The sequence below is a fragment of the Amycolatopsis sp. Hca4 genome (assembly GCF_013364075.1).
Lineage (GTDB): Bacteria > Actinomycetota > Actinomycetes > Mycobacteriales > Pseudonocardiaceae > Amycolatopsis.
In genome coordinates this window covers 2,608,069-2,633,384 of the sequence record NZ_CP054925.1, presented here as the reverse complement: position 1 = coordinate 2,633,384, position 25,316 = coordinate 2,608,069, and the positions used below count along the sequence as shown (strand labels likewise).

The window sequence follows — 25,316 nt, the reverse complement described above, 5'->3', positions numbered from 1 at the left end:
GTGGGCCACAGTCGCGCAACAGGCGTGATGCTTTTGTGGGGTGGTACGCAAAGTTTCGTGGCTTCTGGTGCTGTTTGACGCGGATTTTTGCGTGTGTCTAGGCTCTGACGCATGCCCGAAGAGCTGCTCGACGCGACCGACCACGAGATCCTCGGCCTGCTGCGCGAGGACGCCCGCCGCACGCTGTCCGACATCGCCGCCCGCGTCACCCTGTCCACGGCGGCGGTCAAGCGCCGCATCGACCGGCTGCGGGAGGCGGGGGTGATCACCGGGTTCACGGTCCAGGTCGACCACGCGAAGCTGGGCTGGGGGATCGAGGCGTTCACCGAGCTGAGGTTCGTGGGCAACGCGAAGGTCGACGAGATCCTGCGGACGACGACGCGGATGCCGGAGGCCCAGGCGGTGTTCACCATCGCGGGCGACCCGGACGCGCTGGTGTGGCTGCGCGTCCGGGACATGGCCCACCTGCAGAAGACGATCGACGAGATCCGGCGGCACCACCAGGTCACGGGGACGAAGACGCTGATCGCGCTGGAATCCTGGTCGCGTTAGCCGTGGAGATCGTGTCTTTGGCGCAGCGGCCGGACCTTTTCGAGGCGGTGTACGGGATTCCGTATCCGCCGGAGTCGCCGCGGTTCATGGAGGGGAGCTTGGCCGGCTCGCTCGTCCGCGGGCGGCGGGTGGCGCGGCTTTGGCCGCATCTGGTGGTGGCGTTGCTGGAGGGCGGGGTTCCGGTGGCGCGGGGGATCATGGTTCCGTTCCGGTGGCGGTCGGGTTATCCGGATCGTGGCTGGGACGAGGTCGCCGTTCGGGCGGCCGAGGACGCTCTTGACGGTGTTGCCCCGGATACTGCGTGCGGGCTGGAGATCGCTGTGCATCCCTCTTGGCAGGGGCGTGGTTTGTCCTCGCTCGTTCTTGCCGCCATGCGGGATGCTGTTGCTGCGGCCGGTCTTTCGTCGCTGGTCATTCCTGTTCGGCCGCCCGACAAAGCTTCGGATCCTGGTTCCGCCATGGCCGACTACGCCTTCGCCGTTCGCTCGGATGGGCTTCCGGTGGATCGGTGGCTGCGGACCCATGTGCGTGCCGGCGGTGTGATCGCCGGGGTTGCTTCCTGTTCGGCTACCGTTCAGGGGTCGCTGGCTTCGTGGCGGCGGTGGACCGGGTTGCCGTTCGATCGTGCCGGGTCGGTGGTCGTTCCGGGGGCTCTTGCTCCCGTGTTCGTGTCCACTGTGGGGGATTTCGCGGTCTACGTCGAAGCCAACGTCTGGGTGGTGCATCCGGTGGCTCGGTCTTGAAGGAGCGCACCGGCTAACCACGCAGCAGAACTCCCGAAGTCCGCTCCCGCTCGAAGAACGTCTCCGGCCACTCGATCGAATCCGGCGGCGCATCGATCGCCGTGGCCCGGCGGCGCAGCTCCGCCAGGTACTCCGCGTCCAGGACCGCCCGCGCCGACAACGGTTCCCGCAGCAAGAGATCCGCCGGGCCCTCGTACAGGTACGCGTCCACGCCCGGATAGCCCCGCGTCCCTGGCGGATAGTCGCGGTTCACCGGAAAGTACGTCGCCAAAAGGGAACCCAGCCACGAACCCCGCATCGGCACCAAAGCCGGCCGAGGACCCAGCCTCTGCTCCAAGCGCGCGTTGTCCGCCGTGAACCCGCGATGGTCCGCGATCACGTACGCCGCGCCCGGGTACTCGCGCTCCAGGCGGGCCACCGCGGCGCTGCCTCCGTCGTGCGTCAAGTGGCCCAACCCGAACAACATCAGCACCTTGCGGTTCTTCTGCAGCACCTGCGTCTTCACCACCGACGCGATCGACGCGTCGCGGTCCAGGAACGGCTCCAGGTCCGCCGGTGCGTGCACCCGGCTCCAGTCGACCGGGGGATCGGCGGCCAGCACCCGGATCTTCCGCGCCGCCGGCAATGTCGCATTGACCTGGCGGACCAAGGCGAACAACTGCTCGTAGAACGTCGAGAACCCGCAGCTCGGCTGCGTCGTGTCGCGCCACACCCTGCTGATCTCCGGCGCCGAGCCCCCGGCGGTGTACGTGTCCAGCAACGGCTGGAGACGCGCGTTGCCGCACTCCACCGCGATGTCGTTCACCCGGCCCGGGAAGCGGGGGTCGCGAATCAGGTCGAACACGAACGTGCCCACGTCCGGGCTGGACTTCGCCACGATCGCGTGGCTGTCGAACGCCGCCAGCACCGCCGCCGCCGGGTCCGGGCGTTGGCCGGCCGCGTCCGCCGGGGTGACCAGCAACGTCGTGGCCGCCAAGACGGCCAGGAAGAGTCGCACGAGAAGCTCCTCGGGTAGTTCCCCCACTGTCTTACGACTGTAAGACAACTCGGCCAGCATCCAGGGCGGCCAGGGGCCGTGTCAAGGCCGGGTCAGTGGCGGAACGCCTCCGCCAGCCACCACGATCCGCCGTCGTCGGCGATCTTGGCGTCGATCACCAAGGGGGCCGACCGAGGTCCCGCCAGCCATTCGCGCACCGCCGGCAGGTCGTCCGGCGAGCGGACCGTCACGCCCGTGCAGCCGAAGCCGCGGGCGACGGCCGCCAAGTCCGTGTCGGGGAACCGGACCGTCGTCATGTCCGCGTCGCCGAAGTGGTGGACCTCCGCTCCGTACGCCGCGTCGTTGTAGACGATCACCACCAGCGCGAGGCCGAGGCGGACCGCGGTGTCCAGTTCGGACAGTGCCATCTGGAAGCCGCCGTCGCCCGTGCCGAGGACCGGCAGGCGGTCCGGCTGGGCCAAGGCCGCTCCGATCGCCGTGCCCAGACCGAGGCCGATGCTCTGGAACGCCTGGGTGAAACAGAACCCGCGCTCGTCGGGGACCGACAGGTAGGCACTCGGGTAGCCCATGAAATTGCCCGAATCGATCGACACGATCCGCTCGGGCGGCAGCAGCTCGTCGAGGAGCTCGCTCAGTGTCCGCGGGTCGATCCGGCCGTCGCCCGTCAGGTCTTCGTGCTCGATGTTGTTCCAGCGGCCCGTCGCGATCCGGGCCGCCACCTCGTCGGTGCGGTAACCCACCTGCGGAGGAACCAGGGCGAGCACGTCCGAGGCGGTGCAGGCGACGTCGCCGACCACGCCCAGGGCGATCGGGCGGTGCGCGCCGAGCGCCGCCTGCTCCAGATCGACTTGGGCCAGCTTGGCGTGCGGGCTCAGCAGCTTGCCGTGGCGGGTGGTCCACATGTTCAGCGCGCAGCCCCAGCCGACGACCAGGTCGGCGCCCACGATCAGTTCGGCGGCCGCCGGGGACGCGAAGCCGCCCGAGATGCCCAGTGCGAACGGGTCGCCGTGGAACAGGCCGTGCGCGACCGCGGATGTTGCGAGCAGTGCGCCGCTGCGCGAAGCCAGCTCCCGGAGCACGTCTCCGCTGTCACGGGCGCCGCGGCCGGCGATGAACACCGGGCGCTCGGCGGCCGCCAGGAGGTTAGCCAGCGCCGCCGCCGAAGCGGCGTCCGGCCGCACCGGGGCGGGGCCGGCGAGCACCGGCAGCGAAGGCGGGCCGGGCGCCGGCTGGGCCTGGACGTCGAGCGGCAGGTTCAGCACCACCGTCCGGCGCTGCTGGCGGGCCGTCCGGAACGCCCGCACGGTATCGGTCACCGCGCTCGCCGCCGAGTGCACGCGCTCGGGGACCGCGCCGACCGCCGCGGCCAGGCCGTCCTGGTCGATGCGGAAGTTCGACAGCACCGACGACCCCGCGGAGTCCGCGGTGAGCACCAGCACCGGCGTGCGGCTCTTGGCCGCCTCGGTGATCCCGGTGACGGCGTTGGTCAGCCCGCAGCCCTGGTGCAGCGACAGCACCGGCACCTCGCCGCTCATCCGGGCGTACGCGTCGGCCATGCTCGCCGCGCCGCCCTCGTGACGGGCCGCGACGAACCGGACGCCGCCCGCGCGCAGCGCGTTCGTCACCTCGAAGTTGCCGCTGCCGACCACGCCGAACGCGGTGCCGACGCCGAGGCCGGCCAGTGTCCGACCGACGAGTTCGGCGACGTTCACCGCTCCACCAGGGCCAGCACCCGGGCCGGGCTGCCCGAGCCGCCGACGATCGGCAGCGGCGAGACCAGCAGCAGCACGCCGGCCGGCGGCAGCGCCGCGAGGTTCTGCAGCTGCGTGAGGCCGTGCTTGCCCGCCCCCAGCAGGAGCTCGTGGCAGGGGAACATCGGCTCGAGGCCGGGCGCCTGGCCCGCGTCGGTGCCGACGGTTTCGACGCCGAGCCCGGTGATCGGCGTTTCCTCCGCGAGCCACCGCGCGCACTCGGGCGAGACGCCGGGAGTGTGCGAGCCGGTCTCGTCGGCGTTGAGGAACTCCTCCTGGTCACCGCTGCGCGCGTCCCAGCCGGTGCGGTAGAGGAGCCAGCCGCCGTCGGGCAGCGGGCCGTGCTCGGCCGTCCAGGCGCGGACGTCGTCGATCGAAAGCAGGAAGTCCGGGTCCTCGGCCGCCCGCGCGGAGAAGTCGAGCACGACCGCCGGCGCCACCAGGGTCCGCAGCGGCACCCGCGAGACGTCGTGACCGTCCTTTCCGGACACCCAGTGCACCGGGACGTCCAGGTGGGTGCCGGTGTGCTCGCCGGTGTGGATGTCGTTCCAGTACCACCGCGGGCCGCGCTCGTCGTAGCGGCTGATCTCCTCCAGCCGGAACGGGATGGTGTTGGCGAACGGCTCCGGCAGCCGCAGGATCGGGGTGCCGGAGCTCAGCGGCGCGGTCAGGTCCACGATCTCGACCGCCCCGCCCGCGATCGCCTTGCCGAGCTCGTCCAACAACGCCATGCCTGCCTCCCGGTGCCGTGTGCGTCCGCTGATCGCCAACCCTATGCCTTGACACGCACGCGCCGGGAGGTGTTGTCTTAATGTCGTAAGACAATAGGAGGGTGGGCAGGGTGATCGAGTTCGTGCTCGACGGCCGCTCCCGGGTGGCCACGTACATGCAGCTGGTCGTCCAGGTGAAGCAGGCGCTGCGCGTGGGCCTGCTGCGGCCGGGCGACCAGCTGCCGAAGGTGCGTGACGTGGCCGAGGCGCTGGCGATCAACCCGAACACGGTGCTCAAGGCCTACCGCGAACTGGTGCTGGAGGGGCTGGCCGAGGGCCGCCCGGGGCTGGGCACGTTCGTCACCGGCAGCCTGGCCGGGCCCTCGCTGGGCCACCAGGCGCAGCTGCGCGACGAGCTGGTGGCCTGGCTGGAACGCGCCGAAACCGCGGGGATGTCGCCCGAAGACATCGCCGCCCTCATCGAAACCACGATCCGCGGCACCCGGGTGCCGCACGATCTGTCGTAGGGAGTCCGGAATGGAACTGGCGGTGGAAGCCAGGGCGCTGGGCAAGCGCTACGGGCGCACCTGGGCGCTGCGCGACTGCGCGCTGGAGGTGCCTGCCGGGCGGATCGCCGCGCTGGTCGGCCCGAACGGCGCGGGCAAGACCACGTTGCTGCACCTGGCCGTCGGGCTGCTGGAACCCGACGCGGGCGAAGTGCGCGTTTTCGGGCGGGAGCCGCGGTCCGCGCTGGCGGACGTCGGGTTCGTCGCGCAGGACACCCCGCTCTACCGCGATTTCACCGCGGCGGAACTGGTCACCATGGGCGGCAAGCTCAACCGCCGCCGCTGGGACGCCGCGCTGGCCCGCGACCGGCTGGCCGCGCTCGGCATCCCGCCCGGCAAACCGGTGGGGAAGCTCTCCGGCGGGCAACGCGCCCAGGTCGCACTGGCACTGGCGCTGGCCAAACGGCCGCGGCTGCTGCTGCTCGACGAGCCCATCGCCAGCCTGGACCCGCTCGCGCGCCGCGAGTTCATGCAGACGCTGATGGGTGCGGTGGCCGAAAGCGAGACGACCGTGCTGCTGTCCTCGCACCTGCTCGCCGACCTGGAACGCAGCTGCGACCACGTGATCGTCCTGCAGCGGTCCGAGGTCCGGCTGGCGGCCTCGGTCGACGAGCTGCTCGCCGGCTTCTGCACGCTCACCGGCCCGCGGGCCGGCAGCGAATCCATCGCCGGGGTGGCCGAGGTGGTCCGCGCGAGCCACTCCGAGCGCCAGTCGACGCTGCTGGTCCGCCGCGGCGACGGCCCGATCGATCCACTGTGGACGGAGTACCGGGTGACCCTGGAGGACGTGGTGCTGGCGCACCTGGCCGACCCCGAGACCCGCGTCCCGGCGTCCGCGTGGGGGGTGCCGGCATGATCTGGCTGGTCTGGCGGCAACACCGCAAGCAGGCGCTGTTCACCCTCGCCGCACTGGTCGCGCTCGCCGCGGTCATGGTGCCCACGGGCCTTTCGATGCACGCGAAGTACGACAGTCTCGGCCTCGGCGCCTGCCGGTCCGCGCTCGGCAGTGCGTCGCTGATCACGCAGACGGAGGCGGCTTCGCGTTGTGAAAGCCTCGGCCACCAGTTCCAGCAGGAGTTCGGCGGGATGGTGTTCATCGCCGTGCTGTTCGTGGTCCTGCCGGTGCTGGTCGGCGTGTTCTTCGGCGCGCCGCTGGTGGCCCGCGAGGTCGAGCAGGGCACCCACCGTCTGGTGTGGACACAGGGGGTGACCCGGCTGCAGTGGGCGCTGGCCAAGTTCGGCCTCGTCGGGGCGATGACCACGGTGCTGGCGATCGGGTACGCGCTGGGCGTGTCCTGGTGGTTCGCGCCGCTGGTCGGCGCGAGCACCGGACGGCTGACCTACCTCTCCTTCGACGTCCAGGGGATCGTCCCGGTCGCCTACACGCTGTTCGCGCTGGCGCTGGGTGTCTTCGCCGGGACATTCTGGCGGAAGCTCGTGCCGGCCATGGGGCTGGCGCTGGTCGGGTTCGTGGCCGTCCGCGTCGCGGTCGAGGTGCTCGCCCGCCCGCGGTACCTGCCCGCGCAGAACCTCACCTTCGCCCCCGGCGGCGGGCTGACGCCGAACCCGGCGTCCGGCAACTGGGTGATGGACGTCGGTGTCCGCAACGCGGCCGGGGACCTGGTCCTGCCGAACGCCCAGCTGGGCCCGTGCCCGCCCGGCGGCTGTGCCGACGCCGCGGCCGGGCCCGGCGCCCAGAACTGGGTGCTGTACCAGCCGGGTGACCGGTTCTGGCTCTTCCAGGGCATCGAAACCGGGATCTTCGTGTTCCTGGCGGCGATCTTGGTGCTCCTCGCGCTCCGCCGGGTGCGCACGATCGCCTGACCGCACACCGCTCCCGGCGGTCACCCGCAGTCCGGCGGCCGATCGGGTGATCTGCCGGGCCAAGCGGGCGAACCCGCTCCGGACCGTCGGTGCCGGGTCGTAAGGTCGCACCCGGTGAGGGAGCACAACGGTTCGGCCGAGGGGCGCGCGGGGGATCCGGAACCGTGGCGGGTTTGCCTGGTGAACTCGTCGGGCCGGGCACTGGGCGCCGGGATGCTGCTGGGCGAATCCACGGTGCTCACCTGCGCGCACGTCGTGCAGGCCGCGGGGGAGGAAGCGCTTGCGGGCGCGCACGTGCTGGTGCGGTTCGTGGGTCTCGACGGCATGCCGGAGACGCTCGCCACCGTGCGGCCCGGCTGCTGGGTGCCGCCGGCGGAAGACGGCCGCGGCGACATCGCGCTGCTGGAGCTCGCCGAAGCCTTTCCGCACGTGCCCGGCGCTCCGCTGGTGCGCCTGGGCGCGGTGCGCGACCGCGTGGTCCACACCTACGGCTTCCCCGCACCGCACCGCTACGGCGTCTGGGTCAACAACGCCGAGCTGGCCGGTCCGGCCGGGGCCGGCGGGGAGTGGATCCAGCTGAACTCGCCGCTGCCCGGCGAGCGCGTCCGGCGCGGGTTCAGCGGCGCGGGCGTGATCGACAAGGCGACCGGTGCGGTGCTCGGCATGGTGGTCACCGAGTACACCGACGAACGCGCCGGGCTCGCCTACCTGATCCCGGTCGAGGTGATCGTCCGGCACGTGCCGGACGTCGCCCGCTGGGTGGGCGAGCCGCCGCGGCCGTCGGCCGGCCCGCTGATCGTCGTGATCGGCGATCGCGACTCCGCGGTGCGGGACGGCTTCCTGGCCCAGGTGCGGCGCGAACGCCGGGGATCCCGGGTGGCGGGCGAACGGCTCGCCGCCATCGTGGACGCGACCGGCAAGACCACCGGCGAAGTGGCCGAGCACGTCAGCGCCGGCATCAGCACCGGTGAGGTGCTCACCGTGCTGGAGACCAACCCGGAGGACGTCGCGGTGGCGGTGACCGGCGTCGAGGACGCGCGGGCGCCGGAGGAGGTGCTCACCGACGTGGTGCGGCCGCTGGTGGACAAGGGTGCCACCGTGCTGGTCCAGTTCAGCGGGCCGGACTCGCCCGGCGTGCGGCTGGCCCGGCGCTGGGAGAGCGAGCGGAACGCGCGGCGGCTGGCCCGGCTGGCGCTGCTGGTCGACATGGTGGAGCACGAGGAGGACTGCACCCGGGAACGGGCCGCGCGGCTGGGCTCGCGCGTGGCGGTGCCGGGCAGTTCCGCGGACCTGCGCCTGCGGCTGGCGGCGCTGCGTTCGGCGGGCGAACGGATCGAACCGGGCCGCGTCCGGCGGGCACTGGCGGCGACCGAACGCGACGCCGAAGCGGCCCGGTGGGCGCTGGTCCGGTTGTACGCCGAGCTCGACGCGCTGGCCGCCCGGCACGACGAGCTGCACGGACGGTTGCGCGGCTACAACGCCAAGGCGACCGACGCGGGCCTGATGGAGGACGAGGAACTGGCGCAGCTGTACCGGCCGGCCATGGCGGCGCTGACCACGCGGCCGGACGACCCGGAGGCCGCGGCCGAACCGGTCGAGCGGTACGTGCGCGCGGTCCGCCGCCGGCTGGAGGGCGCGTGACGGCGGATACGGTGTGGTGCCACGGCCGTCCGGTCGGGCCGATCGGGTTCTGCGAGGTGTGCGGCCGCCGTCGGGTGCCCGCCGAGCCGCCTGCCACGTCGGTGCCTACGCCGGAAAGCACGCGGCGTAGTGGCGAAATCGGGCGCAGTGTCGAACTGTGGAGCGGCGAGGCGGACTTCCAGTCGCTGCCCGCGATCGAGGTGCCGGACCCGGAGAAGCTCGTTCTCGCCGACCCGGACTACCCGGAGCAGCACCGGTTCTGCGGCCACTGCGGGGAGCCCGTCGGCCGCGCCTACGCCGGCGAACCCGCGTTCGCCGAAGGGTTCTGCGAGCACTGCGGCGAGCGCTTTTCCTTCCTGCCCAAGCTGCACCGCGGCGAGCGGATCGGCGATCGCTACGACGTCCTCGGCTGTTTCGCCCGTGGCGGGCTCGGCTGGGTGTACCTGGCCGCCGACACCGCGCTGGGCGGCCAGCACGTGGCGCTCAAAGGCGTGATCAACAGCGGCAACGCCGTCTTGCGCGCGATGGCGCGGGTCGAACGGGACGTGCTGGTCCGGCTCGACCACCCGAACATCGTGCGCGTCAACGACTTCGTCGAGCACCCGGCACCCGGCGGCGGCGAACCGGACACCTACCTGGTGATGGAGTACGTCGGCGGGCGGTCGCTGCGCGACCTGCTGAAGCAGGGGCCGCCGCCGCGGGTGGAGCACGTGATCGTCTACGGCCGGGCCATCCTCGGCGCCCTGGACTACCTCCACGGCGAAGGCCTGCTCTACTGCGACATGAAGCCGGAGAACGTGATCCACGGCGACAAGCGGGTCAAGGTCATCGACCTCGGCGCCGCCCGCTCGATCGAGGACCCGGCCGGCCCGAGCGTCGGCACCGAGGGGTTCCAGGCTCCCGCGCACGAGCTCGCCCGGCACGGCCTGACCGTCCGCTCGGACCTGCACACCGTGGGCCGGACGCTGCAGGTGCTGCTCGAGGCCGCGGGCGAGGACATCGACCCCGACCGGGTCGCCGGCGGCCTCGACTCGCTGCACCGGGTGCTCGAACGCGCGGTCGCGCCGTTCGAGCGGCGGTTCGCCACCGCGTCCGAAATGGCCGAACAGCTCGACGGCGTGCGCCGGGAAATCCTTTCGCTGCGCGACGAACGGCCGCGGCCGGTGCCGTCGGCGCTGTTCGAGGACACCGCGGAGCTGCTCGACGACGGCCTCGGTGCGGTACCCGGCCTCGACCTCTGGGTCGGTGGCGGAGGTGCTGCCGGGCCACTGGACTTCGGGTTGCCTGCCGCCGCCGACGGCGCGGGACGTCTGCCGATCCCGCGGGTCGCCCCGGACGACGCCGCGGCGGAGTTCATCGCCATCGCGGGCGCGCCGGGGCCGCACCGCTGGCTGGGCAAGCTCGAGATGTTCGGCGAGCCCTCGGTCGAGATCGCGTTCGCCCGGACGCGTGCGCAGGTCGCGCTGGGGGATTCCGACGCCGCGGCCGCGGCCCTGTCCGAGGCCGAACAGCTGCTCGGCGCCGAGGCCGCGCGCGACTGGCGGGCGGCCTGGCACCACGGGCTGCTGGCGCTGGCCCGCGACGACGCCGAGCAGGCGGCGGCCGCGTTCGACCGGGTGCACCGCGCCTGGCCCGGCGAGCTCGCGCCGAAGCTGGCGCTCGGGTTCTGCGCCGAACTGCGGGGGCAGACCGAGCGGGCCGAGCGCTGCTACCGCTCGGTGTGGCACCGCGACCACGGCCAGGTCAGCGCCGCCTTCGGCCTGGCCCGCTGCTCCCTGCGCACGCACGGCCGGGACACCGCGGTCGCGCTGCTCGACGCCGTGCCGCCGATCTCGCGCCACTACGACGCCGCCCGGATCGCCGCCGTGCGGATCCGCGCCGGCCGCCTGCCGTCCGGGCCGCCGGGGCGGGACGACTTCGCCGACGCGGCCCGGCGGCTGCCCGAGCTCTACCTCGACCGCGAGGCCCAGGACCGGCTGGAGGCGCTGGTCCGCGAGGCCGCGCTGGCCGGGCTGACCGAGCCGGGCGGTACCGACGGCTGGAACGGCGGCGAGCTGCTCGGCGAGCGCGTCACCGAGCGCGGCCTGCGATCGCTGCTGGAGCAGTCCCTGCGCCGGCTCGCCGAGCGGGCCCGAGACCGGAACTCCCACGGCGTGCTGGTCGATCTCGCGAACTCCGTCCGGCCGAAGACGAGAAGGTGATCGGATGCCCGACCCGTCGTTCACCCTCCAGCTGAGCCAGAACAAGTACCTGGCCCCGAGCGACGACCGGATGGACGTCGTGCTCACCGTGCGGGTGGGCGACGCCGGCGTGCCCGCGGCCGGGCCGCCGCCGACCGCCGAGCTGCTGCTCGTCGACTGCTCCAGCTCGATGGACTGGCCGCCGACGAAGATCGAGGCCGCGCGGCACGCCTGCCGGGCGGCCATCGGCTCGCTGCGCGACGGCGTCTGGTTCGGGGTGGTCGAGTGCACCGGGCGCGCCCGGCTCGTCTACCCGTCGGAGCCGCCGCTGGCGGTGGCAGGCGAGCGGACCCGGCACGAGGCGAAGGCCGCGGCCGCCGAGCTGATCGCCGGCGGCGGCACGGCGATGAGCACGTGGCTGGACCTGGCCCTGGACGTGTTCCGGAAGACGCCGGCCGCCATCCGGCACGCCGTGCTGCTCACCGACGGCAAGAACGAATCCGACCGCGCGGGGGCCCTGGAGGCGGCGCTCGAGCGCTGCCGGGGCGAATTCGCCTGTGACGCCAGGGGAATCGGCGACGACTGGGAACCGCGGGACCTGCAGCGGATCGCGTCGGTGCTGCGCGGCAGCGCGGACGCCGTCCTGGAGGACGCCGAGCTGGCGGGGGACTTCCGGCGCCTGGTCGAGCGGGCGATGGGCCGGACGGTGCCGGACCTGCGGCTGCGGCTGACCACCATGCCCTACAGCCGGCTGCGGTTCGTCAAGCAGGTCTTCCCGACCGAGGTCGAACTGACGGCCCAGTGCCACACCGAGGGGAGCGCGATCGAGCTGCCCACTGGCGCGTGGGGCGACGAGCTGCGCGAGTACCACCTCTGCCTCGACGTCGAACCGGGGGAGCTCACGCGGTACGAGGACCGGTTGCTGGGCACCGTCACCCTGGTCGCCGGCGAGCCGGTCGGCGAGCAGCTGGCCGTCGTGGGCTACCTGACCGAAGACCTCGCGCTGTCGAGCGTGCCGGACGACAACGTCGCCCGCGTCACCGGGCAGGCCGAGCTGGGACGCGCGGTCCGGGCGGGCTGGGACGCGTTCGAGCGCGACGACCGGGTGACGGCGGCGGGCGAGTGGGGGACCGCGGTCCGGCTGGCGACCGAGCTGGGCAACGCGGAGGTCCTCAAGCGCCTTGGCCGGCTGATCGACGTGGCCGACGACGGGACGGTCGCGATCAAGGACGGCGTGCGCCCGCGGGACGGCTTCTCCCTCGTGCTCGGCTCGACCATCTCCGCCTACACCGGTGCGCCGGTACCCGCCGCCGCCCCACCGGTGGCCGACGGCGCGCCGCGGGAGTGCGTCCATTGTGGACACAAGGCGCGGCCGACGGCGAAGCGGTGCGGGCACTGCGGCGAACCGTTCGAGGCGGGAGCGCCGTCGTGACCGCGATCAGCACCACCCGGCAGACCCTCTGGTGGCTGCGGCTCGCGCTGGTGGCGGGCAGCGTGCTGGTGCTGGGCACGGCGCTGGCGACCTTCCTCGGCGTGCGGGCCAGCATCGCCGAGGTGCGCGAGCGGACCGCACCCGCGGTGCTCGAGGTGTCGCTGGCCAAGGGCGCGATCGTGGCCGCGCACAGCGCCGCGATGGCCGCCTTCGAACGCGAGCAGGTGCAGCTCACCGGCCCGAGCGAGCAGTACGAAGACCGGATCGCCCTGGCCAGCCAGCAGCTCGCCCAGGTCGCCGAGCACAACGCGGCCGGCGAACCGGGCAGCCGGACGCTCCAGCTGATCGAAGGACTGCTGCCGGCCTACAACAGCGTCATCGGCCAGGCCGACGCCCACTTCCGGGAGGACGACGGCCGCGCGCTCGCCGCGAGCAACCTGCTGTCGGCGTCGGACCTGCTGACCGCGCCCGAGAACGGCATCCTGGCCCGGCTCGACGCACTCGAAGCCGCCCAGCGGGCCGCGCTCGACGACCAGCTGGACGCCGACTGGCTGGACCCGGCGATCACCCTGCTCTGGGCGCTGCCGCTGGTCCTCCTGCTCGGCACCTTGGCCTGGACGCAGCGGTTCCTCGCCCGGAGGTTCCGGCGGACGGTCAACACCGCGCTGCTGGCCGCCACCGCGGCCGGCGTGCTGCTCGGTGCGGGAACCGCGCTGCTGCTCGGCATCCAGTCGGACGCGCGGGACAGCGGGGCCGCGCTGGAGCGGACCGTCGACGCGCAGTCCACCGCCACCGCGGCGGCCGCCGCCGGAGCCCGGTCGGCGCTCGCCAGGGTGCTGACCGCCCAGTGCGGGCCGGGCGGAGCGGCCGCGTGCGGCGACACCGTGGCCGCGTTCGCCGCCGCGGCGACCACGCCGCCCGGTGCCCCGGTGGAGCCGCCCGCCGAGGTCGACGAAGCCGCGCTGCTCGGGCCCGGCCTCACCGAACCGGACTGGACCGGGGTGCTCGGCTACGGGATTCCCGTGCTGGCCGCCGGGATCGGCGTCCTGGCGGTGGGCGGCCTGCAGCCCCGGCTCGACGAGTACCGGTTCCGCGCGAGGAGGCAGCCGTGAACCGCGGCGCCGCCCTCGTGCTGGCCGTCGTCCTCCTGCTGTCCGGGTGCTCCGCCGGGAGCGGCACGGAGGCGGTGACGGTGCTGGGGCCGTGGACCGGCGACGAGCAGACGGCGTTCCAGCAGGTCCTCGACGGGTTCACCCGGGCCACCGGGATTCCCGTGCGCTACCAGGGCACCCGCGCGCAGAACCAGGTGCTGCGCGGTGACCTGCAGCAGGGCACCCCGCCCGACGTGGCGGTGCTGTCGAACCCGGCCGAACTCGCGGGCTACGCGCGTTCCGGCGACCTCAAGCCGCTGGACGCCGTCCTCGGCGCGGAGGCCGCCACGGCCTACAGCCCGTCGTGGCGGAAACTGCAGCAGCTCGGCGGCAAAACCGGGTACGCGGTCGCGGTGAAGGCCGACCTGAAGAGCATCGTCTGGTACACGCCGAAGTCGTTCCCCGGGCCGGTACCGTCCACCTGGGACCAGCTGGTGGCGGCTTCGCAGCGGCTCACCGCGGCCGGGCAGCGGCCGTGGTGCCTCGGCATGGGTGCCCCGCCGAACTCCGGCTTCCCGGGCACGGACTGGCTGGAGGACATCCTGCTGCACCGCGCCGGGCCGCGGGTCTACAGCGACTGGACGGCAGGCAGGCTGGCCTGGACCGACCCGGCGATGGTCGACGCGTGGCAGAGCTGGGGCACGCTGGTCCTGGCGCCGGGCGCGGTCCGCGGCGGGACCACGGCGGCGCTGCTCACGTCCTTCGCCGACGCCGGCCGCGCCATGTTCGCCGACCCGCCGGGATGCGCCATGGAGCACCTCGGCTCGTTCGCGATCGGCGGGTACACCGCGCTCCGGCGGCCGGGCGAGCCGCCGGTGCCCGACCGGGACTTCCGGTTCTTCCCGTTCCCCGGCGCGGGCGACACCGGGCCGTCCGAGGTCTCGGCCGACCTCGCGGGGATGTTCCGCGACACCCCGGCGGCGCGCCGGCTCATGGTCTACCTGGCCGGGGAGGAGGGCCAGCGGGTCTGGCCGTCCGGCGGGACTACGTTCTCGGTGCACCAGCGCCTGGTCGGACAGGACGTCTACCGCAGTGACGTGACCCGGCGGATCGCGACGACCCTCGCCGGCGGCACCGACCTGTGCTTCGACGCATCCGACCTGATGCCGTCGGCGATGACCAGCGCGTTCTACCAGGCGGTGCTGGAGTACCTGGCGCGTCCCGGCCGGCTGCCCACCCTCCTCGGGCAGCTGGAGCAGGTGCGCCGGGGGATCGGCCGGGAGCAGTGGCTCGACCTGCCGTGCTGACGGCGAAACCTTGGCAGAGAAGGAGATCCGGTGCAGGAGTTCGTGCGGTTCCCGCTGGCCGACGGCGGCTCGGTGGTCGTCGAGGTCGAAGGGGAACCGGGCCTGGAACAGGCGTCGGTGCCGTCGGGGGTGCTCCGCAAGGCAACCACGACCTTCGAGCACGCACTGAGCGAGGTCCGCGCGGCCGCGTCCGCCGCGCTGGCGCAGTTCCGCGACCTGGGCCCGGACGAGGTCGAGCTCAAGTTCGGCGTCAAGCTCGACGCCCAGGCCGGCGCGGTGATCGCGCGGACCGGCCTGCAGGGTCAGTTCGAGGTCAAGCTCAAGTGGCTGCGCGACGGTGGTGCTGCCCCGGCCGAGGAAGCGGCCGAAGAGCCCGAAGGGTGAGGTTTTACGGCTTGTAGCCGACGATCCCGGCGACGCACCGGGCCGAGTCGCTGAGCGGCGTCAGCCGGGGCCCGTCCGGCCACCACTCGTCGCAGACGGCCATGCCGGGTTCCGAGGTCGCGTTCGGCTGGACGATTTCGAGGCCGTCCATCATGGCCTCGATCTCGGCGCGGGTGCGGAACCGGCCGGCGCCGAGCGGGCCGGAGACCAGGATCTGCTCGATGCGCTTGGCGATCGCGGTCAGCTCCGGCACCTCGGGGTCGAAGAAGTGCGAGAGCACCACGTAGGAGCCGGACGGCAGCGCGTCGATGTACTCGCGCATGATGTCGAAGACGCCGTCGCCCTCGTAGTGGTGCATGGTGCCGACCTGCAGCAGCGCGACCGGCTCGGTGAAGTCGACGTGCGTCACCACTTCGGGGTTCCCCAGGACGTCCTGCGGCTTGAAGATGTCCGCCTCGACCATGTGCGTGAAGTCGTTCTCGACGAGCAGCGCGCGGCCGTGCGCCAGGACCACCGGGTCGTTGTCGACGTAGACGACGGTGTTGTCCTTGTCGATGCGCTGCACGATCTGGTGGGTGTTCTCGGCCGTCGGCAGCCCGGAGCCGCAGTCGAGGTACTGGCTGATCTTCGTCTGGTTCGCCAGCATCCGCAGCGCGCGGTTGTGGAACCCGCGGTTGCCGCGGGCGATGTCGACCGCTTCCGGGACCGCCGTGCGGATCTTCTCCATCACCACGCGGTCGACTTCGTAGAAGTTGTTGCCGCCGAGGAACCCGTCGTAGATCCGCGCGATGCTCGGCCGGGTGGGGTCGACCCCCACCGGCGTCTGGCTCGGGGACAGCGCGGACGGGGTGTCGGACATGACGACCTCGCAGGACTTCGGCGAACGAGACTGTGGGCCACCCAGCGTAGTAGCTCGGGTCCGCGGGGTGAACCCGAGGTGGCCCGTCAGCCGCTCGGGCGGAGCCGCTGGTCCGGGATGTCGCCGGCGCCCAGGTCGCGTTCGCGGCGCAGCCGCTCGAGGTGCTGGTCGATCCGCCGGTCGAGGTCGCGCGCGGCCTCGGACAGATCCGTCAGGTCGCGACGGGATCCCGCACGCCCGACGGCGGCTGCGGTGTCCCTTTCGTCCCCTGCCCTGTCCACTTGCCGGCACCTCCCGGATCGGCTTCGGCCCCCTGCTCACCGCGTTACTGCCCCATCGGGTGCTTGCCAAAACCCCGTCCGGCGTGAGCCGTGGCACGCCGGTGGCCTGCGGCCGTCCGGTTGACCTTCCGGAAAAGCCCTTGGTGACAATTTTGACCAGGTGGTAGAAATTGGGGGAGCCGCGGCGGACGGCCGCCACGGGGAAGTGGAGGAGCCGGTGATGAGCGTGCCTTCCGTGCAGCTGTATTCGGTCCGCGACGCCTTCGCGGCCGATCCCGCCGACACCCTGCGGCGGCTGGCCGCGATCGGCTTCACGCAGGTCGAGCCGTACGGCGTCCTCGAGAACGCCGAGGCGCTGCGTGCCGGCCTGCCCGCCAACGGCCTGACCGCCCCGACCGCGCACGCGCAGCTGCTCGGTGCCGACCAGGGAGCGGTCTTCGCCGCCGCGGCCGAGCTGGGCATCGGGCTGGTGATCGACCCGTACGTGCCGGCCGAGCGGTGGCAGGACCCGGCCGACATCGCGGCCACGGCGGAGGCGCTCAACGCGGCCGCCAAGCTCGCGGCCGAGCACGGCGTCCGCGCCGGCTACCACAACCACTGGTGGGAACTGCAGTCCCGGATCGACGGCCGCAGCGCGCTGGAGGTGTTCGCCGACCAGCTCGACCCCGAAGTCGCGCTGGAGGTCGACACCTACTGGGCCACCGCGGGCGGCGAGGACGCGCCCGCGCTGCTGCGGCGGCTCGGCGACCGGGTGCGGGCCGTCCACGTCAAGGACGGCGGGCTCGCCACCGACGCCACCGGCCAGGTCCCGGCCGGCCAGGGCCGGGTGCCGGTCGCCGAAGTGCTCGCCGCCGCGCCGGACGCGCTGCGCGTGGTCGAGTTCGACGCGTTCGACGGCGACCTCTTCGAGGCCCTCGCCGCCAGCCACGCCTTCCTGACCGGCGCGGACCGATGACCGGCGGGCCGGTCGGCGTCGGCATCATCGGCACCGGCGTCATCAGCGGCACCTACCTGCAGAACCTGACCGCGTTCCCGGACGTCCGGGTGGTGCGGGTCGCCGACCTCGACGGTGAGCGCGCGGCGGCGCGGGCGGCCGAGTACGGCGTGGCGCACTCGGGCACGGTCGCCGAGCTGCTGGCCGACCCGGACGTCGAGCTCGTCGTGAACCTGACGGTCCCGGCCGCGCACGTCGAAGTCGGGCTGGCCGCCCTGGAAGCGGGCAAGCACGTGTGGACCGAGAAGCCGCTCGCCCTGGACCGCCAGACCGGCCGCAAGCTGCTCGACCGCGCCCGGGAGAAGAACCTGCGCCTGGCGAGCGCGCCCGACACCGTGCTCGGCGCCGCGCTGCAGACCGCGCGGCGGGCCGTCGACGCGGGCCGGATCGGCCGTCCCCTGACCGCGCTGGCGCTGTTCCAGGTGCCGGGCCCGGAACGCTGGCACCCGGCGCCGGAGTTCTACTACCAGCCCGGCGGCGGGCCGCTGCTCGACATGGGTCCGTACTACCTGACCGCGCTGGTCCACCTGCTCGGCCCGATCCGGCGCGTCACCGGGGCCGGCGGGCGGGCGCGCGACACCCGGGTCGTCGGCTCCGGGCCGCGGGCGGGCACGGAGTTCCCGGTGTCGGTGACGACGACGGTCACCGCGCTCGTCGAGTTCGCAAGCGCTTCCGCGCAGCTCGTGCTGAGTTTCGACTCGGCGCTCGCGCGGCCCGCGCTGGCCGAACTGACCGGCACGCTCGGCACCGCCGTGCTGCCGGACCCCAACCGCTTCGACGAGCCGACCCGGCTGCACCTGCTCGACCGGGACGAACCGGAAGAGCTGGCCGCACAGGGGCATCCGGCCTCGCGCGGCACCGGGGTGCTGGAACTGGCGCGGGCCATCCGGGCCGGCGTGCCGGAACGCGCGTCCGGCGAGCTGGCCTACCACGTGCTCGACGCGATGCTGGCCATCGAGGAATCCATGACGCGCGGGCAGAGCGTGGAGGTCGCGAGCACCACCGACGTCCCGCCGCTGCTGCCCGCGGGCTGGGACCCGTACGCGAAGACCCTCTAGAGCGGGACGGTGAGCAGGTTCTGCAGGTAGAAGCGCAGCGAACCGATCAGGTCGACGTCGCCGGGGACGGTCAGCCACTGCACCTGCAGGCCGTCCATCAGCGCGATGAACGTCAGCGCGGCCATCGTCGGCTCGACACCTTCGCGCAGCTCGCCGCGGGCGGCGAGGGCGGCGAACGACTCGTGCACGCCGGCGCGCGCGGCCCGGTAGTGGCGCACGAAGTACTCGTGCGCCGGGTGGTCCGGGGCGACCGCTTCGGCGGCCAGCCGCGAGTAGAGGTCGACGATCCCGGGGTGGCGGACGTTGTGCTCGGCGAGCGCGACGAAGTGGCGGAGGACTTCGAGGCCGGGCGGCACGGTCAGCTGCTCGCGCTCGGAGTCGTCGGCGTCCCGGCGTTCGAGCACGGCGGCGAGCAGGGCTTCCTTGGTGGGGAAGTAGTAGAGGAGGCCGGCGTGGGAGATCCCGACGCGCTTGGCGATCTCGCGCAGCGACGAGCCGTGGTAGCCGAGTTCGCCGTAGGCCGCGGCCGCCGCGGTGATGATGTCCTCGCGGCGGATCCGGCCCTTCAGGTAGCCCCCGGTCACGGGGTCGCAGTGGTCTCGGCGGCGTGCATCCGACCATCATGCCGCAGCGCTCGCTCGCACAAGTCGGGTGAGCGAATGAACAAACCGGTTGTGCGAACGCGCGAGAATTGCGAGCATCGCGGCGTGAAGAGCGCAGAGCGGCAGCGGGTGATCGTGGAGCGGCTGCGCGACGCCGATCAGGTGGGCGTCGCCGAGCTGGCCGAAGCGACCGGCGCGTCCGAGATGACGGTCCGCCGCGACCTCGACCTCCTGGCGGCCCGTGGCGTGCTCCGCCGGGTGCACGGTGGTGCGGTCCCGGCGTCGCCGACCGGGGTCGAAGCGCCGTTCGCGGCCCGCGCGACGGCCGGGATCGCGGCGAAGCGGGCCATCGCCGCGGCGGCCGCCGAGCTGATCCGCGACGGCGAGACGGTCGTCCTCGACAGCGGTACGACGGCGCTGGAGCTCGCGCGGCTGCTGCGCGGGCGTCCGGTCACCGTGATGCCGCTGTCCCTGCACGCGGCCCGCGAACTGGCCGAGGCGCCCGGAGTCCGGCTGCTGCTGCCGGGTGGCGAAGCGCGGCCGGGGGAGCAGGCCCTGGCCGGCCCGCTGACGCTGGCGTCGCTGCGGGCCCTGCGGTTCGACGTCGCCGTGCTCAGCCCCTGCGGGATCGGTGCCGACTCCGGGCTCACCGCCTTCGACCTGGACGACGCCGAGGTCAAGCGGACCGCCCTCGACGTCGCGGCGCGGGCGATCGTGCTCGCCGACGGCGCCAAGTGGGGCAGGCCCGCACTCGCCTGCGTCTGTCCCGCCGACCGCGCCGACGTGGTGATCACCGACCCCGGCGCCCCCGAAGACCAGCGCGCCGCGCTGACCGAGCGCGGCGTGCTCGTGCACGTCGCCGTCCCCGCACTGGAGAGCCGATGACCGCCCCGCCCCGCCCGCGCGCCGCCCGGTTCGCGACCTTCATGTTCTTCGGCCTCAACGGGTTCGCGATGGGCATGTGGGTGGTGCACATCCCGAACGTCGAGCGCGCGACCGGCATCTCGCACAGCACGCTGGGCGCGCTGCTGCTCGTGCTCGGCGGCGCCGCGTTCGTCGGCATGCAGGTGGCGGGCCCGCTCGTCGACCGGCTCGGGCACCGGCGGCTCGTGCCGGCCGCCGGGGTCCTGCTCGGGCTCGCGGTGTGCGGGCCCGGGTTCGCGAACTCGTGGTGGGCGCTGGGCCTGGCGCTGGCCTTCTTCGGCTTGGGCAACGGCGCGATCGACGTCGGGATGAACGCGCACGCGGTGGTGGTGGAGCGGGCCTACCCGCGCCCGATCATGGCGGCGTTCCACGCGATGTGGTCGATCGGCGGCGCGATCGCCGCGGTCATCGGCGCGGCGACGCTCGGCGCGGGCGTGCCCACCGGCGTCACCCTCACCGGCACGGGCCTGCTGTGCGTGCTGCTTTCCCTGCTGTCGGCGCGGTTCCTGATGGAGCCGTCCGCCGCGCCTGCTCCGGACGAGCCGTCCACGTCCGAGCCCGCCGTCTCGCGGCGGCCCCCTGGCCGCACGGTCTGGCTGCTCGGCCTGCTGGCGCTCGCGCTGATGCTGTCGGAGGGCGTCGCGAACGACTGGGCCGCGCTGCACATGGAGAAGGTGCTCGGCACTTCGGCGTCCACCGCGGCGCTGGCGTACGGCGCGTTCGCGGTGGCGATGACGACCGGCCGCTTCCTGACCGACCGCGTCGCGGCCTGGGCCGGCCCGGCGGCGATCGTCCGTTACGGAGCGATCCTGGCGGCGGTGGGCCTGACGACGGCCGCGGCGGCACCGTGGGTCCCGGTGTCCCTGGTGGGCTGGGCGCTGTTCGGCCTCGGCCTGTCGGGCGGCGTCCCCCAGCTGTTCACCGCGGCGGGCAACCTGGACACGCGCGCGTCGGGGGCGTTGATGGCCCGGGTGGTCGGTCTCGGTTACGTCGGGCTGCTGGCGGGTCCGGCGCTGATCGGCGGGCTGACCCGGTGGATGCCGCTGAACGTGACCTTCGCGGTGCCGGTGGTGCTGTGCGTGCTCGCGGCGGTGTTCGCCCGGGTGCTGAGCCCGAAGCCGGAACCGGTGGAGCAGCCCGTCGGGTGCTAGCGGTGGTGGGCGACGGTCTCGTGCGCCCGCTCCGCCCCGGTGGCCGGCTCGGTGTGCACGACCACCGCGGTCAGCCGCGGGATCGTGTGCACCAGCCGGTGTTCCACCTCGTGCGCCAGCGCGTGCGCGGCCTCGACGGTCAGCTCCGCCGCCACGGTCACGGCCAGCTCGGCGCGCAGGTGGTGCCCGATCCAGCGCATCCGGAGGTCGCGGGCGCCGAGCACCCCGTCGACGTCACGGGCCGTCCGCTCGGCCAGCTCGACCGACGCCGGGTCCACCGCGTCCAGCAGCCGTCGGAAGACCTCTTTCGCCGTGTCGCGCAGGACGAACAGGATCGCGACGGTGATGCCGAGCCCGACGATCGGGTCGGCCGCCGGGAAGCCGAAGAAGACGCCGGCCGCACCGGCGACGACCGCCAGTGACGTGAAGCCGTCCGTGCGGGCGTGCACGCCGTCGGCGACCAGCGCGGCCGAGCCGATCTCGCGGCCGACCTCGATCCGGTACCGCGCGACGAGTTCGTTGCCGGCGAAGCCGATCACCCCGGCCACGGCGACCACCCACGGGTGCGTGACCGGGTGCGGGTCGAGCAGCCGCACGACCGATTCGTACCCGGCCACCGCCGCCGAAGCCGCGACGACGAGCACGACGACCACGCCGGCGAGGTCCTCGGCGCGCCCCAGCCCGTAGGTGTACCGGCGGGTCGCGGCCCGCCTGCCGAGCAGGAAGGCCACCCCGAGCGGGACGGCGGTCAGCGCGTCGGCGAAGTTGTGGATGGTGTCGCCCAGCAGCGCCACGGACCCGGTGACCAGCACGAGCACCAGCTGCGCGACGGCGGTGACCGCCAGCGCGGCGAAGGACCACCCGAGCGCGCGCAGGCCGCGCCGGCTGGTTTCGAGGGCGTGGTCGACGCGGTCGGCGCTGTCGTGGGTGTGCGGCCGCCACTTCGCGTGGCGATGCCCGTGTCCGTGTCCCGCCATGAGACCAGTCTATCTGCGCAGGCACGCAGATACGCAAGTAGTAAGGTAACGCCATGCACGCGTCGCTGCCGGAGTTCGACATGCCGACCGAAGAGCAGGTCCACCTGGCCGCGGAGTCGTTCCGCCTGCTGGCCGATCCCACCCGGATCAAGGTGCTCTGGGCCCTGCTGCAGGGCGAATCCTCGGTGGCCTGCTTGGCGGAACTGGCGGGCGCGGCCCCGACGGCGGTCAGCCAGCACCTGGCGAAGCTGCGCCTGGCGGGCTTGGTGAAGGGCCGCCGCGAGGGCACGTTCGTGTACTACTCGGCGGCGGACGACCACGTCCGCGGCCTGCTGGCCCAGGCGCTGCACCACGCGGACCACGTGGACCGCGACATCCAGCAGGGCGAGCACGCCCACCACCCGCGGTCTAGCTGATCGGCTCCTGCAGTTCCGTCACCCAGCCCGCCGGGTCCTCCGGGCAGTCCAGGTACACCTCCCGCTGCGGCCCGGCCGACCGGTGGCCGTGGTCGTCGAGCCAGCGCACCACCGCCTGCCAGCTCGGCAGGATTCCGTCGATCGGGCCGGGGTGGACCAGGGTGGCCGCGCGGGTGGCCGGCAAGTCCGCCACCTCCAGCCCGTTGAGGTCGCCGTCGCCGGGCGACGCCGGGACTGCGGCGTGCACCACCACCTCGTCCTCCGCGCGCTGCTCGTAGTAGCAGGTCAGCCGTCCGGTGGGGGTGACGTCCGCGTCGGGGAGGCGGCGGCCGAGCTCCGCGCACAGCGGGTGGACGACCGGGCCGATCGCCTCGGGCGCGAACCCCGCCGCGATGCCGGTCAGCTCCACCACGCGCACGGCGGGCAGCTCCTTCACGACGATGTCGTGCGCGGGTGGCCGTCCGTCCTGCTCGATCGTCCGCAGCCGGGCTTCGACCCGGGCCAGCCGGGCCGCGCCGTCGGCCAGTGCGGCCTCCAGCTCCGCGCGGCGCAGGGCCAGCATGCCGCGCACCTGCTCGACCGGGACCTCCTCCGCCAGCAGCGTGGCCACCTGCTCCAGCGTGAACCCGAGGTCCCTCAGCGCGACGATCCGGTTCAGCCGCGCGAGCTGGGCCGCCGTGTAGCTGCGGTAGCCGGTCGCGGGGTCGACGCGCGCCGGGCGCAGCAGCCCGAGCGCGTCGTAGTGGCGCAGCATCCGGACCGACACCCGGCCGTGGCGGGCGAAGTCACCGATCGAGAACACGGCCCGATCCTGCCCCAGGCGGGACGAACCCGCCGATGACGTCTTCGGCGAGCTCCGCGAACGTGATCGCGGTGTCGTCCTCGTGCGCGGGCCCGACCACCTGCAGCCCGGCCGGCCGCGTCCCGCCGAGCGGGGCGCTGAGCGCCGGCAACCCGGGCAGCGACGCCTGCGCGATCCAGAACACCTGGTCGTCGTAGCGGTCCCGGCTGTCGTGGGGCAGCGCCGTGGTGAACACCGTCGGGCAGAGGAAGACGTCGACGCCGGTCAGGTACCGGCCCCATGCGGCGGCCGAGGCCGCCCGCCGCCGTTCCTGCTCGGCGGTCCCGGCCGGCTCGCGTCCCTCCTGGCCGGCGAAGAACAGCTCCACCTGGAAGCCGAACGCTTCCGCCTGGGCCGCCGGGTCGACGTCCGGCGGCCAGCCCTCGCGGACCCGCACCCCGGCGCGGGCCAACGCGTCGACGGCGTCCGACAGGGCTTCGCCGACCTCGCCGGTCACCGGGCAGGCCGGGTCGTCGAGCACGACGCCGACGCGGAAGTCCGCGAGCCGGGAGTGCCGCGCGGGCCGCAGCGGGCCCCCGGTGACGCGCAGGGCGAGCCGGAGGTCGGCCGCCGAGCGGGCCAGCGGGCCGGCCGCCGAAGGGAATTCCCGGGCGAGGGTGGCCGGGGGTCCGGGCGGCTGGAACCCGCGCAGTGGCACGGTTCCCGGCGTCGGCTTGAGGCCGTGGACACCGCAGTGCGCGGCCGGGATCCGGATCGATCCGGCCAGGTCGGAGCCGTATTCGAGGTACGTCAGGCCGTCGGCGAGCGCGGCCGCGGCGCCGCCGCTCGAGCCGCCCGGCGTCCGGGTGTGGTCGCGCGGGTTGAGCGTCCGCCCGTGGAGCGGGTTTTCGGTCCGGCCGAAGTCCGCGAGCAGGTGGTGGACGTTCGACTTGCCCACGATGACGGCGCCCGCCGCGCGCAGCCGCGCCACGACCGCCGCGTCCTCGTCCGCGACGCAGTCCGCGAACGCCGGCTCGCCCCACGTCGTGGGCAGGCCCCGCACGGCGAAGGCGTCCTTGACCGTCATCGGGACGCCGTGCAGCGGCCCGACGCCGTCGCCGCGCGCCACGGCCCGGTCGGCTTCCGCGGCGGCCTCGAGGGCGGCGTCGCGGCAGGTCGCGATGACGGCGTTGACGGGGGAGGCGTCGATGCGGGCGAAGAGCTCCTCGGTCAGTTCACGGGCCGAGAGCTCGCCGCGGCGGATGCGAGCGGCCACGTCGGTCGCGGTGCGGAAAGGCGTCATGGGTACCGGATAGCGCCTGACACGGTGTCAGAGTCAACGGCGGCGGGTAACCCGGACGTGATCGCCGCCCGAACCGCGGGCGGCGCAGCGGCAGAGGGAAGACCCATGTCGACCGCACCCCCGTTACCGCCCGAACCGGTGGTCCCGGACACCGACCCGCCACCGGAGCCCCTGGTCCCGGAGCCAGGCGGAGTGCCCGTGCCGGATCCGCTGCCGCCGGAATCGGAGCCCGGACCCGAGCGCAAGTAGTTACGAAACTCAGATCATACGAGTTTCGTATGATTTCGTGTACGGTCGAGGCATGACAACAGCGCAGAGCTACCGCCGGATGGTCAACGCCGGCAACAAGATCGTCGTGGGGCTGCAGCGGCTCGGCGTCGCCTTCGGGCCGATGCAGCTGCTCACCGTGCCGGGCCGGCGGACCGGCGTCCCGCGCACGTCCCCCGTGGCGGTCCTGCCCCTCGACGGCGCGAGCTACATCTTCCAGGCCTACCCGAAGGCGGCCTGGGTGGCGAACGTCCGGGCGGCGGGCGAGGTCACGCTCACCCGTGGCCGCCGCTCGTCGGCCGCGCGGCTGGTCGAGCTGCCGGTGGAAGAGCGGCGGCCCATGCTGCGCCGGCTCGTCGAGACGAGCCCGGCGAGTGTGGGCAAGAGATTCGTGACGACCGGCCTGGCGGACGCGCCGACGCCGGACGGTGTGGCGGCCGCGGCGGAGCGGATCGCGGTGTTCCGCGTCGAACGGCTTTGAGCCGGCGGGGCCGGGCACGCGCCCGGCCCCGCTTCGACCGGGAA

The 25,316-nt window shown here is 73.6% G+C and carries 26 protein-coding genes; 17 read left to right on the top strand and 9 right to left on the bottom strand.

The features are described from left to right. Positions 1 to 111 precede the first annotated feature (111 nt). Both HUT10_RS11275 and HUT10_RS11270 read left to right on the top strand, forming a co-directional pair. On the top strand, positions 112 to 552 hold the full coding sequence (locus tag HUT10_RS11275) for an Lrp/AsnC family transcriptional regulator (protein WP_176171142.1): 441 nt from the start codon (positions 112 to 114) through the stop codon (positions 550 to 552). Positions 553 to 554: 2 nt separating this feature from the next. After that, entirely contained in the window at positions 555 to 1,295 is a 741-nt protein-coding gene (locus HUT10_RS11270; RefSeq protein WP_176171141.1) for a hypothetical protein, read from the top strand. A 13-nt stretch (positions 1,296 to 1,308) separates the two neighbouring features. On the opposite strand, the gene HUT10_RS11265 is transcribed toward HUT10_RS11270, so the two are convergent. The 3 genes from HUT10_RS11265 to HUT10_RS11255 form a co-directional block, all read right to left on the bottom strand. After that, a complete protein-coding gene (locus tag HUT10_RS11265; protein WP_176171140.1) occupies positions 1,309 to 2,292 on the bottom strand; it encodes a hypothetical protein in 984 nt (327 codons plus the stop codon). Between the two features lie 92 nt (positions 2,293 to 2,384). Further along, positions 2,385 to 4,004, bottom strand: coding sequence for a thiamine pyrophosphate-binding protein (locus HUT10_RS11260; protein ID WP_176171139.1), 1,620 nt, complete (start codon positions 4,002 to 4,004; stop codon positions 2,385 to 2,387). Next, positions 4,001 to 4,774 (bottom strand): cyclase family protein, encoded by a 774-nt coding sequence (locus tag HUT10_RS11255; RefSeq protein ID WP_176171138.1) that lies wholly within the window; start codon positions 4,772 to 4,774, stop codon positions 4,001 to 4,003. The genes HUT10_RS11260 and HUT10_RS11255 overlap by 4 nt, the downstream gene beginning before the upstream one ends. 110 nt (positions 4,775 to 4,884) lie before the next feature. On the opposite strand from HUT10_RS11255, the gene HUT10_RS11250 reads away from it, so the two are divergent. The 9 genes from HUT10_RS11250 (at position 4,885) to HUT10_RS11210 (ending at position 15,178) form a co-directional block, all read left to right on the top strand. Continuing rightward, positions 4,885 to 5,280 carry a GntR family transcriptional regulator gene (locus tag HUT10_RS11250; RefSeq protein ID WP_176177777.1) on the top strand — a complete coding sequence of 132 codons (396 nt, stop codon included), beginning with the start codon at positions 4,885 to 4,887 and terminating at the stop codon, positions 5,278 to 5,280. Between the two features lie 10 nt (positions 5,281 to 5,290). Beyond that, positions 5,291 to 6,175: an ABC transporter ATP-binding protein gene (locus HUT10_RS11245; protein ID WP_176171137.1), complete on the top strand. Its 885-nt coding sequence runs from the start codon at positions 5,291 to 5,293 to the stop codon at positions 6,173 to 6,175. Continuing rightward, entirely contained in the window at positions 6,172 to 7,143 is a 972-nt protein-coding gene (locus HUT10_RS11240) for an ABC transporter permease (protein ID WP_176171136.1), read from the top strand. Before HUT10_RS11245 ends, HUT10_RS11240 begins: the two co-directional genes overlap by 4 nt. A gap of 114 nt (positions 7,144 to 7,257) precedes the next feature. Continuing rightward, positions 7,258 to 8,784 (top strand): trypsin-like peptidase domain-containing protein, encoded by a 1,527-nt coding sequence (locus HUT10_RS11235; RefSeq protein WP_176171135.1) that lies wholly within the window; start codon positions 7,258 to 7,260, stop codon positions 8,782 to 8,784. Next, positions 8,781 to 10,985 (top strand): serine/threonine-protein kinase, encoded by a 2,205-nt coding sequence (locus tag HUT10_RS11230; protein WP_176171134.1) that lies wholly within the window; start codon positions 8,781 to 8,783, stop codon positions 10,983 to 10,985. Before HUT10_RS11235 ends, HUT10_RS11230 begins: the two co-directional genes overlap by 4 nt. A gap of 4 nt (positions 10,986 to 10,989) precedes the next feature. Next, positions 10,990 to 12,396: a VWA domain-containing protein gene (locus HUT10_RS11225; protein ID WP_176171133.1), complete on the top strand. Its 1,407-nt coding sequence runs from the start codon at positions 10,990 to 10,992 to the stop codon at positions 12,394 to 12,396. After that, the gene (locus tag HUT10_RS11220; protein WP_176171132.1) at positions 12,393 to 13,508 is read left to right on the top strand and encodes a hypothetical protein; all 1,116 of its coding nucleotides are present in this window, start codon (positions 12,393 to 12,395) and stop codon (positions 13,506 to 13,508) included. The genes HUT10_RS11225 and HUT10_RS11220 overlap by 4 nt, the downstream gene beginning before the upstream one ends. Continuing rightward, complete coding sequence (locus HUT10_RS11215; protein WP_176171131.1) at positions 13,505 to 14,794, top strand: ABC transporter substrate-binding protein; 1,290 nt, start codon at positions 13,505 to 13,507, stop codon at positions 14,792 to 14,794. The genes HUT10_RS11220 and HUT10_RS11215 overlap by 4 nt, the downstream gene beginning before the upstream one ends. A gap of 30 nt (positions 14,795 to 14,824) precedes the next feature. Further along, positions 14,825 to 15,178, top strand: coding sequence for a CU044_2847 family protein (locus HUT10_RS11210; RefSeq protein WP_176171130.1), 354 nt, complete (start codon positions 14,825 to 14,827; stop codon positions 15,176 to 15,178). Positions 15,179 to 15,182: 4 nt separating this feature from the next. On the opposite strand, the gene HUT10_RS11205 is transcribed toward HUT10_RS11210, so the two are convergent. Further along, positions 15,183 to 16,037, bottom strand: coding sequence for an SAM-dependent methyltransferase (locus HUT10_RS11205; protein ID WP_176171129.1), 855 nt, complete (start codon positions 16,035 to 16,037; stop codon positions 15,183 to 15,185). A gap of 86 nt (positions 16,038 to 16,123) precedes the next feature. After that, positions 16,124 to 16,318: a hypothetical protein gene (locus HUT10_RS11200; RefSeq protein WP_176171128.1), complete on the bottom strand. Its 195-nt coding sequence runs from the start codon at positions 16,316 to 16,318 to the stop codon at positions 16,124 to 16,126. Positions 16,319 to 16,538: 220 nt separating this feature from the next. Between HUT10_RS11200 and HUT10_RS11195 the strand changes: the two genes are divergently transcribed. Together HUT10_RS11195 and HUT10_RS11190 are read left to right on the top strand one after the other, a co-directional pair. Beyond that, a complete protein-coding gene (locus HUT10_RS11195) occupies positions 16,539 to 17,273 on the top strand; it encodes a sugar phosphate isomerase/epimerase (RefSeq protein ID WP_176171127.1) in 735 nt (244 codons plus the stop codon). Then, positions 17,270 to 18,370: a Gfo/Idh/MocA family protein gene (locus tag HUT10_RS11190; protein ID WP_176171126.1), complete on the top strand. Its 1,101-nt coding sequence runs from the start codon at positions 17,270 to 17,272 to the stop codon at positions 18,368 to 18,370. The genes HUT10_RS11195 and HUT10_RS11190 overlap by 4 nt, the downstream gene beginning before the upstream one ends. On the opposite strand, the gene HUT10_RS11185 is transcribed toward HUT10_RS11190, so the two are convergent. After that, positions 18,367 to 18,954, bottom strand: coding sequence for a TetR/AcrR family transcriptional regulator (locus HUT10_RS11185; protein WP_176171125.1), 588 nt, complete (start codon positions 18,952 to 18,954; stop codon positions 18,367 to 18,369). The two genes, HUT10_RS11190 and HUT10_RS11185, sit on opposite strands and share 4 nt — an antisense overlap. 123 nt (positions 18,955 to 19,077) lie before the next feature. Here HUT10_RS11185 and HUT10_RS11180 point away from each other — a divergent pair, with 123 nt between their 5' ends. Further along, positions 19,078 to 19,857: a DeoR/GlpR family DNA-binding transcription regulator gene (locus tag HUT10_RS11180; RefSeq protein ID WP_176171124.1), complete on the top strand. Its 780-nt coding sequence runs from the start codon at positions 19,078 to 19,080 to the stop codon at positions 19,855 to 19,857. Beyond that, the gene (locus HUT10_RS11175) at positions 19,854 to 21,047 is read left to right on the top strand and encodes an MFS transporter (protein WP_176171123.1); all 1,194 of its coding nucleotides are present in this window, start codon (positions 19,854 to 19,856) and stop codon (positions 21,045 to 21,047) included. Before HUT10_RS11180 ends, HUT10_RS11175 begins: the two co-directional genes overlap by 4 nt. Here HUT10_RS11175 and HUT10_RS11170 read toward each other — a convergent pair. Beyond that, positions 21,044 to 22,024 carry a cation diffusion facilitator family transporter gene (locus tag HUT10_RS11170; RefSeq protein ID WP_176171122.1) on the bottom strand — a complete coding sequence of 327 codons (981 nt, stop codon included), beginning with the start codon at positions 22,022 to 22,024 and terminating at the stop codon, positions 21,044 to 21,046. The two genes, HUT10_RS11175 and HUT10_RS11170, sit on opposite strands and share 4 nt — an antisense overlap. Before the next feature lie 53 nt (positions 22,025 to 22,077). Between HUT10_RS11170 and HUT10_RS11165 the strand changes: the two genes are divergently transcribed. Further along, positions 22,078 to 22,440, top strand: coding sequence for a metalloregulator ArsR/SmtB family transcription factor (locus HUT10_RS11165; protein WP_176171121.1), 363 nt, complete (start codon positions 22,078 to 22,080; stop codon positions 22,438 to 22,440). Here the strand turns inward: HUT10_RS11165 and HUT10_RS11160 are convergent. Together HUT10_RS11160 and HUT10_RS11155 are read right to left on the bottom strand one after the other, a co-directional pair. Next, entirely contained in the window at positions 22,433 to 23,242 is an 810-nt protein-coding gene (locus tag HUT10_RS11160; protein WP_176171120.1) for a MerR family transcriptional regulator, read from the bottom strand. The genes HUT10_RS11165 and HUT10_RS11160 overlap by 8 nt on opposite strands. Beyond that, complete coding sequence (locus tag HUT10_RS11155) at positions 23,226 to 24,524, bottom strand: amidase family protein (protein ID WP_176171119.1); 1,299 nt, start codon at positions 24,522 to 24,524, stop codon at positions 23,226 to 23,228. Before HUT10_RS11155 ends, HUT10_RS11160 begins: the two co-directional genes overlap by 17 nt. 301 nt (positions 24,525 to 24,825) lie before the next feature. Between HUT10_RS11155 and HUT10_RS11150 the strand changes: the two genes are divergently transcribed. Further along, positions 24,826 to 25,272 (top strand): nitroreductase family deazaflavin-dependent oxidoreductase, encoded by a 447-nt coding sequence (locus HUT10_RS11150; protein ID WP_254896826.1) that lies wholly within the window; start codon positions 24,826 to 24,828, stop codon positions 25,270 to 25,272. Positions 25,273 to 25,316: the final 44 nt, after the last annotated feature.

Coding starts and splice junctions, on each gene's coding strand:
- HUT10_RS11275 (WP_176171142.1), top strand. CDS start 112: ATGCCCGAAGAGCTGCTCGACGCGACCGACCACGAGATCCTCGGCCTG.
- HUT10_RS11255 (WP_176171138.1), bottom strand. CDS start 4,774: ATGGCGTTGTTGGACGAGCTCGGCAAGGCGATCGCGGGCGGGGCGGTC.
- HUT10_RS11245 (WP_176171137.1), top strand. CDS start 5,291: ATGGAACTGGCGGTGGAAGCCAGGGCGCTGGGCAAGCGCTACGGGCGC.
- HUT10_RS11240 (WP_176171136.1), top strand. CDS start 6,172: ATGATCTGGCTGGTCTGGCGGCAACACCGCAAGCAGGCGCTGTTCACC.
- HUT10_RS11225 (WP_176171133.1), top strand. CDS start 10,990: ATGCCCGACCCGTCGTTCACCCTCCAGCTGAGCCAGAACAAGTACCTG.
- HUT10_RS11205 (WP_176171129.1), bottom strand. CDS start 16,037: ATGTCCGACACCCCGTCCGCGCTGTCCCCGAGCCAGACGCCGGTGGGG.
- HUT10_RS11195 (WP_176171127.1), top strand. CDS start 16,539: ATGAGCGTGCCTTCCGTGCAGCTGTATTCGGTCCGCGACGCCTTCGCG.
- HUT10_RS11190 (WP_176171126.1), top strand. CDS start 17,270: ATGACCGGCGGGCCGGTCGGCGTCGGCATCATCGGCACCGGCGTCATC.
- HUT10_RS11175 (WP_176171123.1), top strand. CDS start 19,854: ATGACCGCCCCGCCCCGCCCGCGCGCCGCCCGGTTCGCGACCTTCATG.
- HUT10_RS11170 (WP_176171122.1), bottom strand. CDS start 22,024: ATGGCGGGACACGGACACGGGCATCGCCACGCGAAGTGGCGGCCGCAC.
- HUT10_RS11165 (WP_176171121.1), top strand. CDS start 22,078: ATGCACGCGTCGCTGCCGGAGTTCGACATGCCGACCGAAGAGCAGGTC.
- HUT10_RS11155 (WP_176171119.1), bottom strand. CDS start 24,524: ATGACGCCTTTCCGCACCGCGACCGACGTGGCCGCTCGCATCCGCCGC.
- HUT10_RS11150 (WP_254896826.1), top strand. CDS start 24,826: ATGACAACAGCGCAGAGCTACCGCCGGATGGTCAACGCCGGCAACAAG.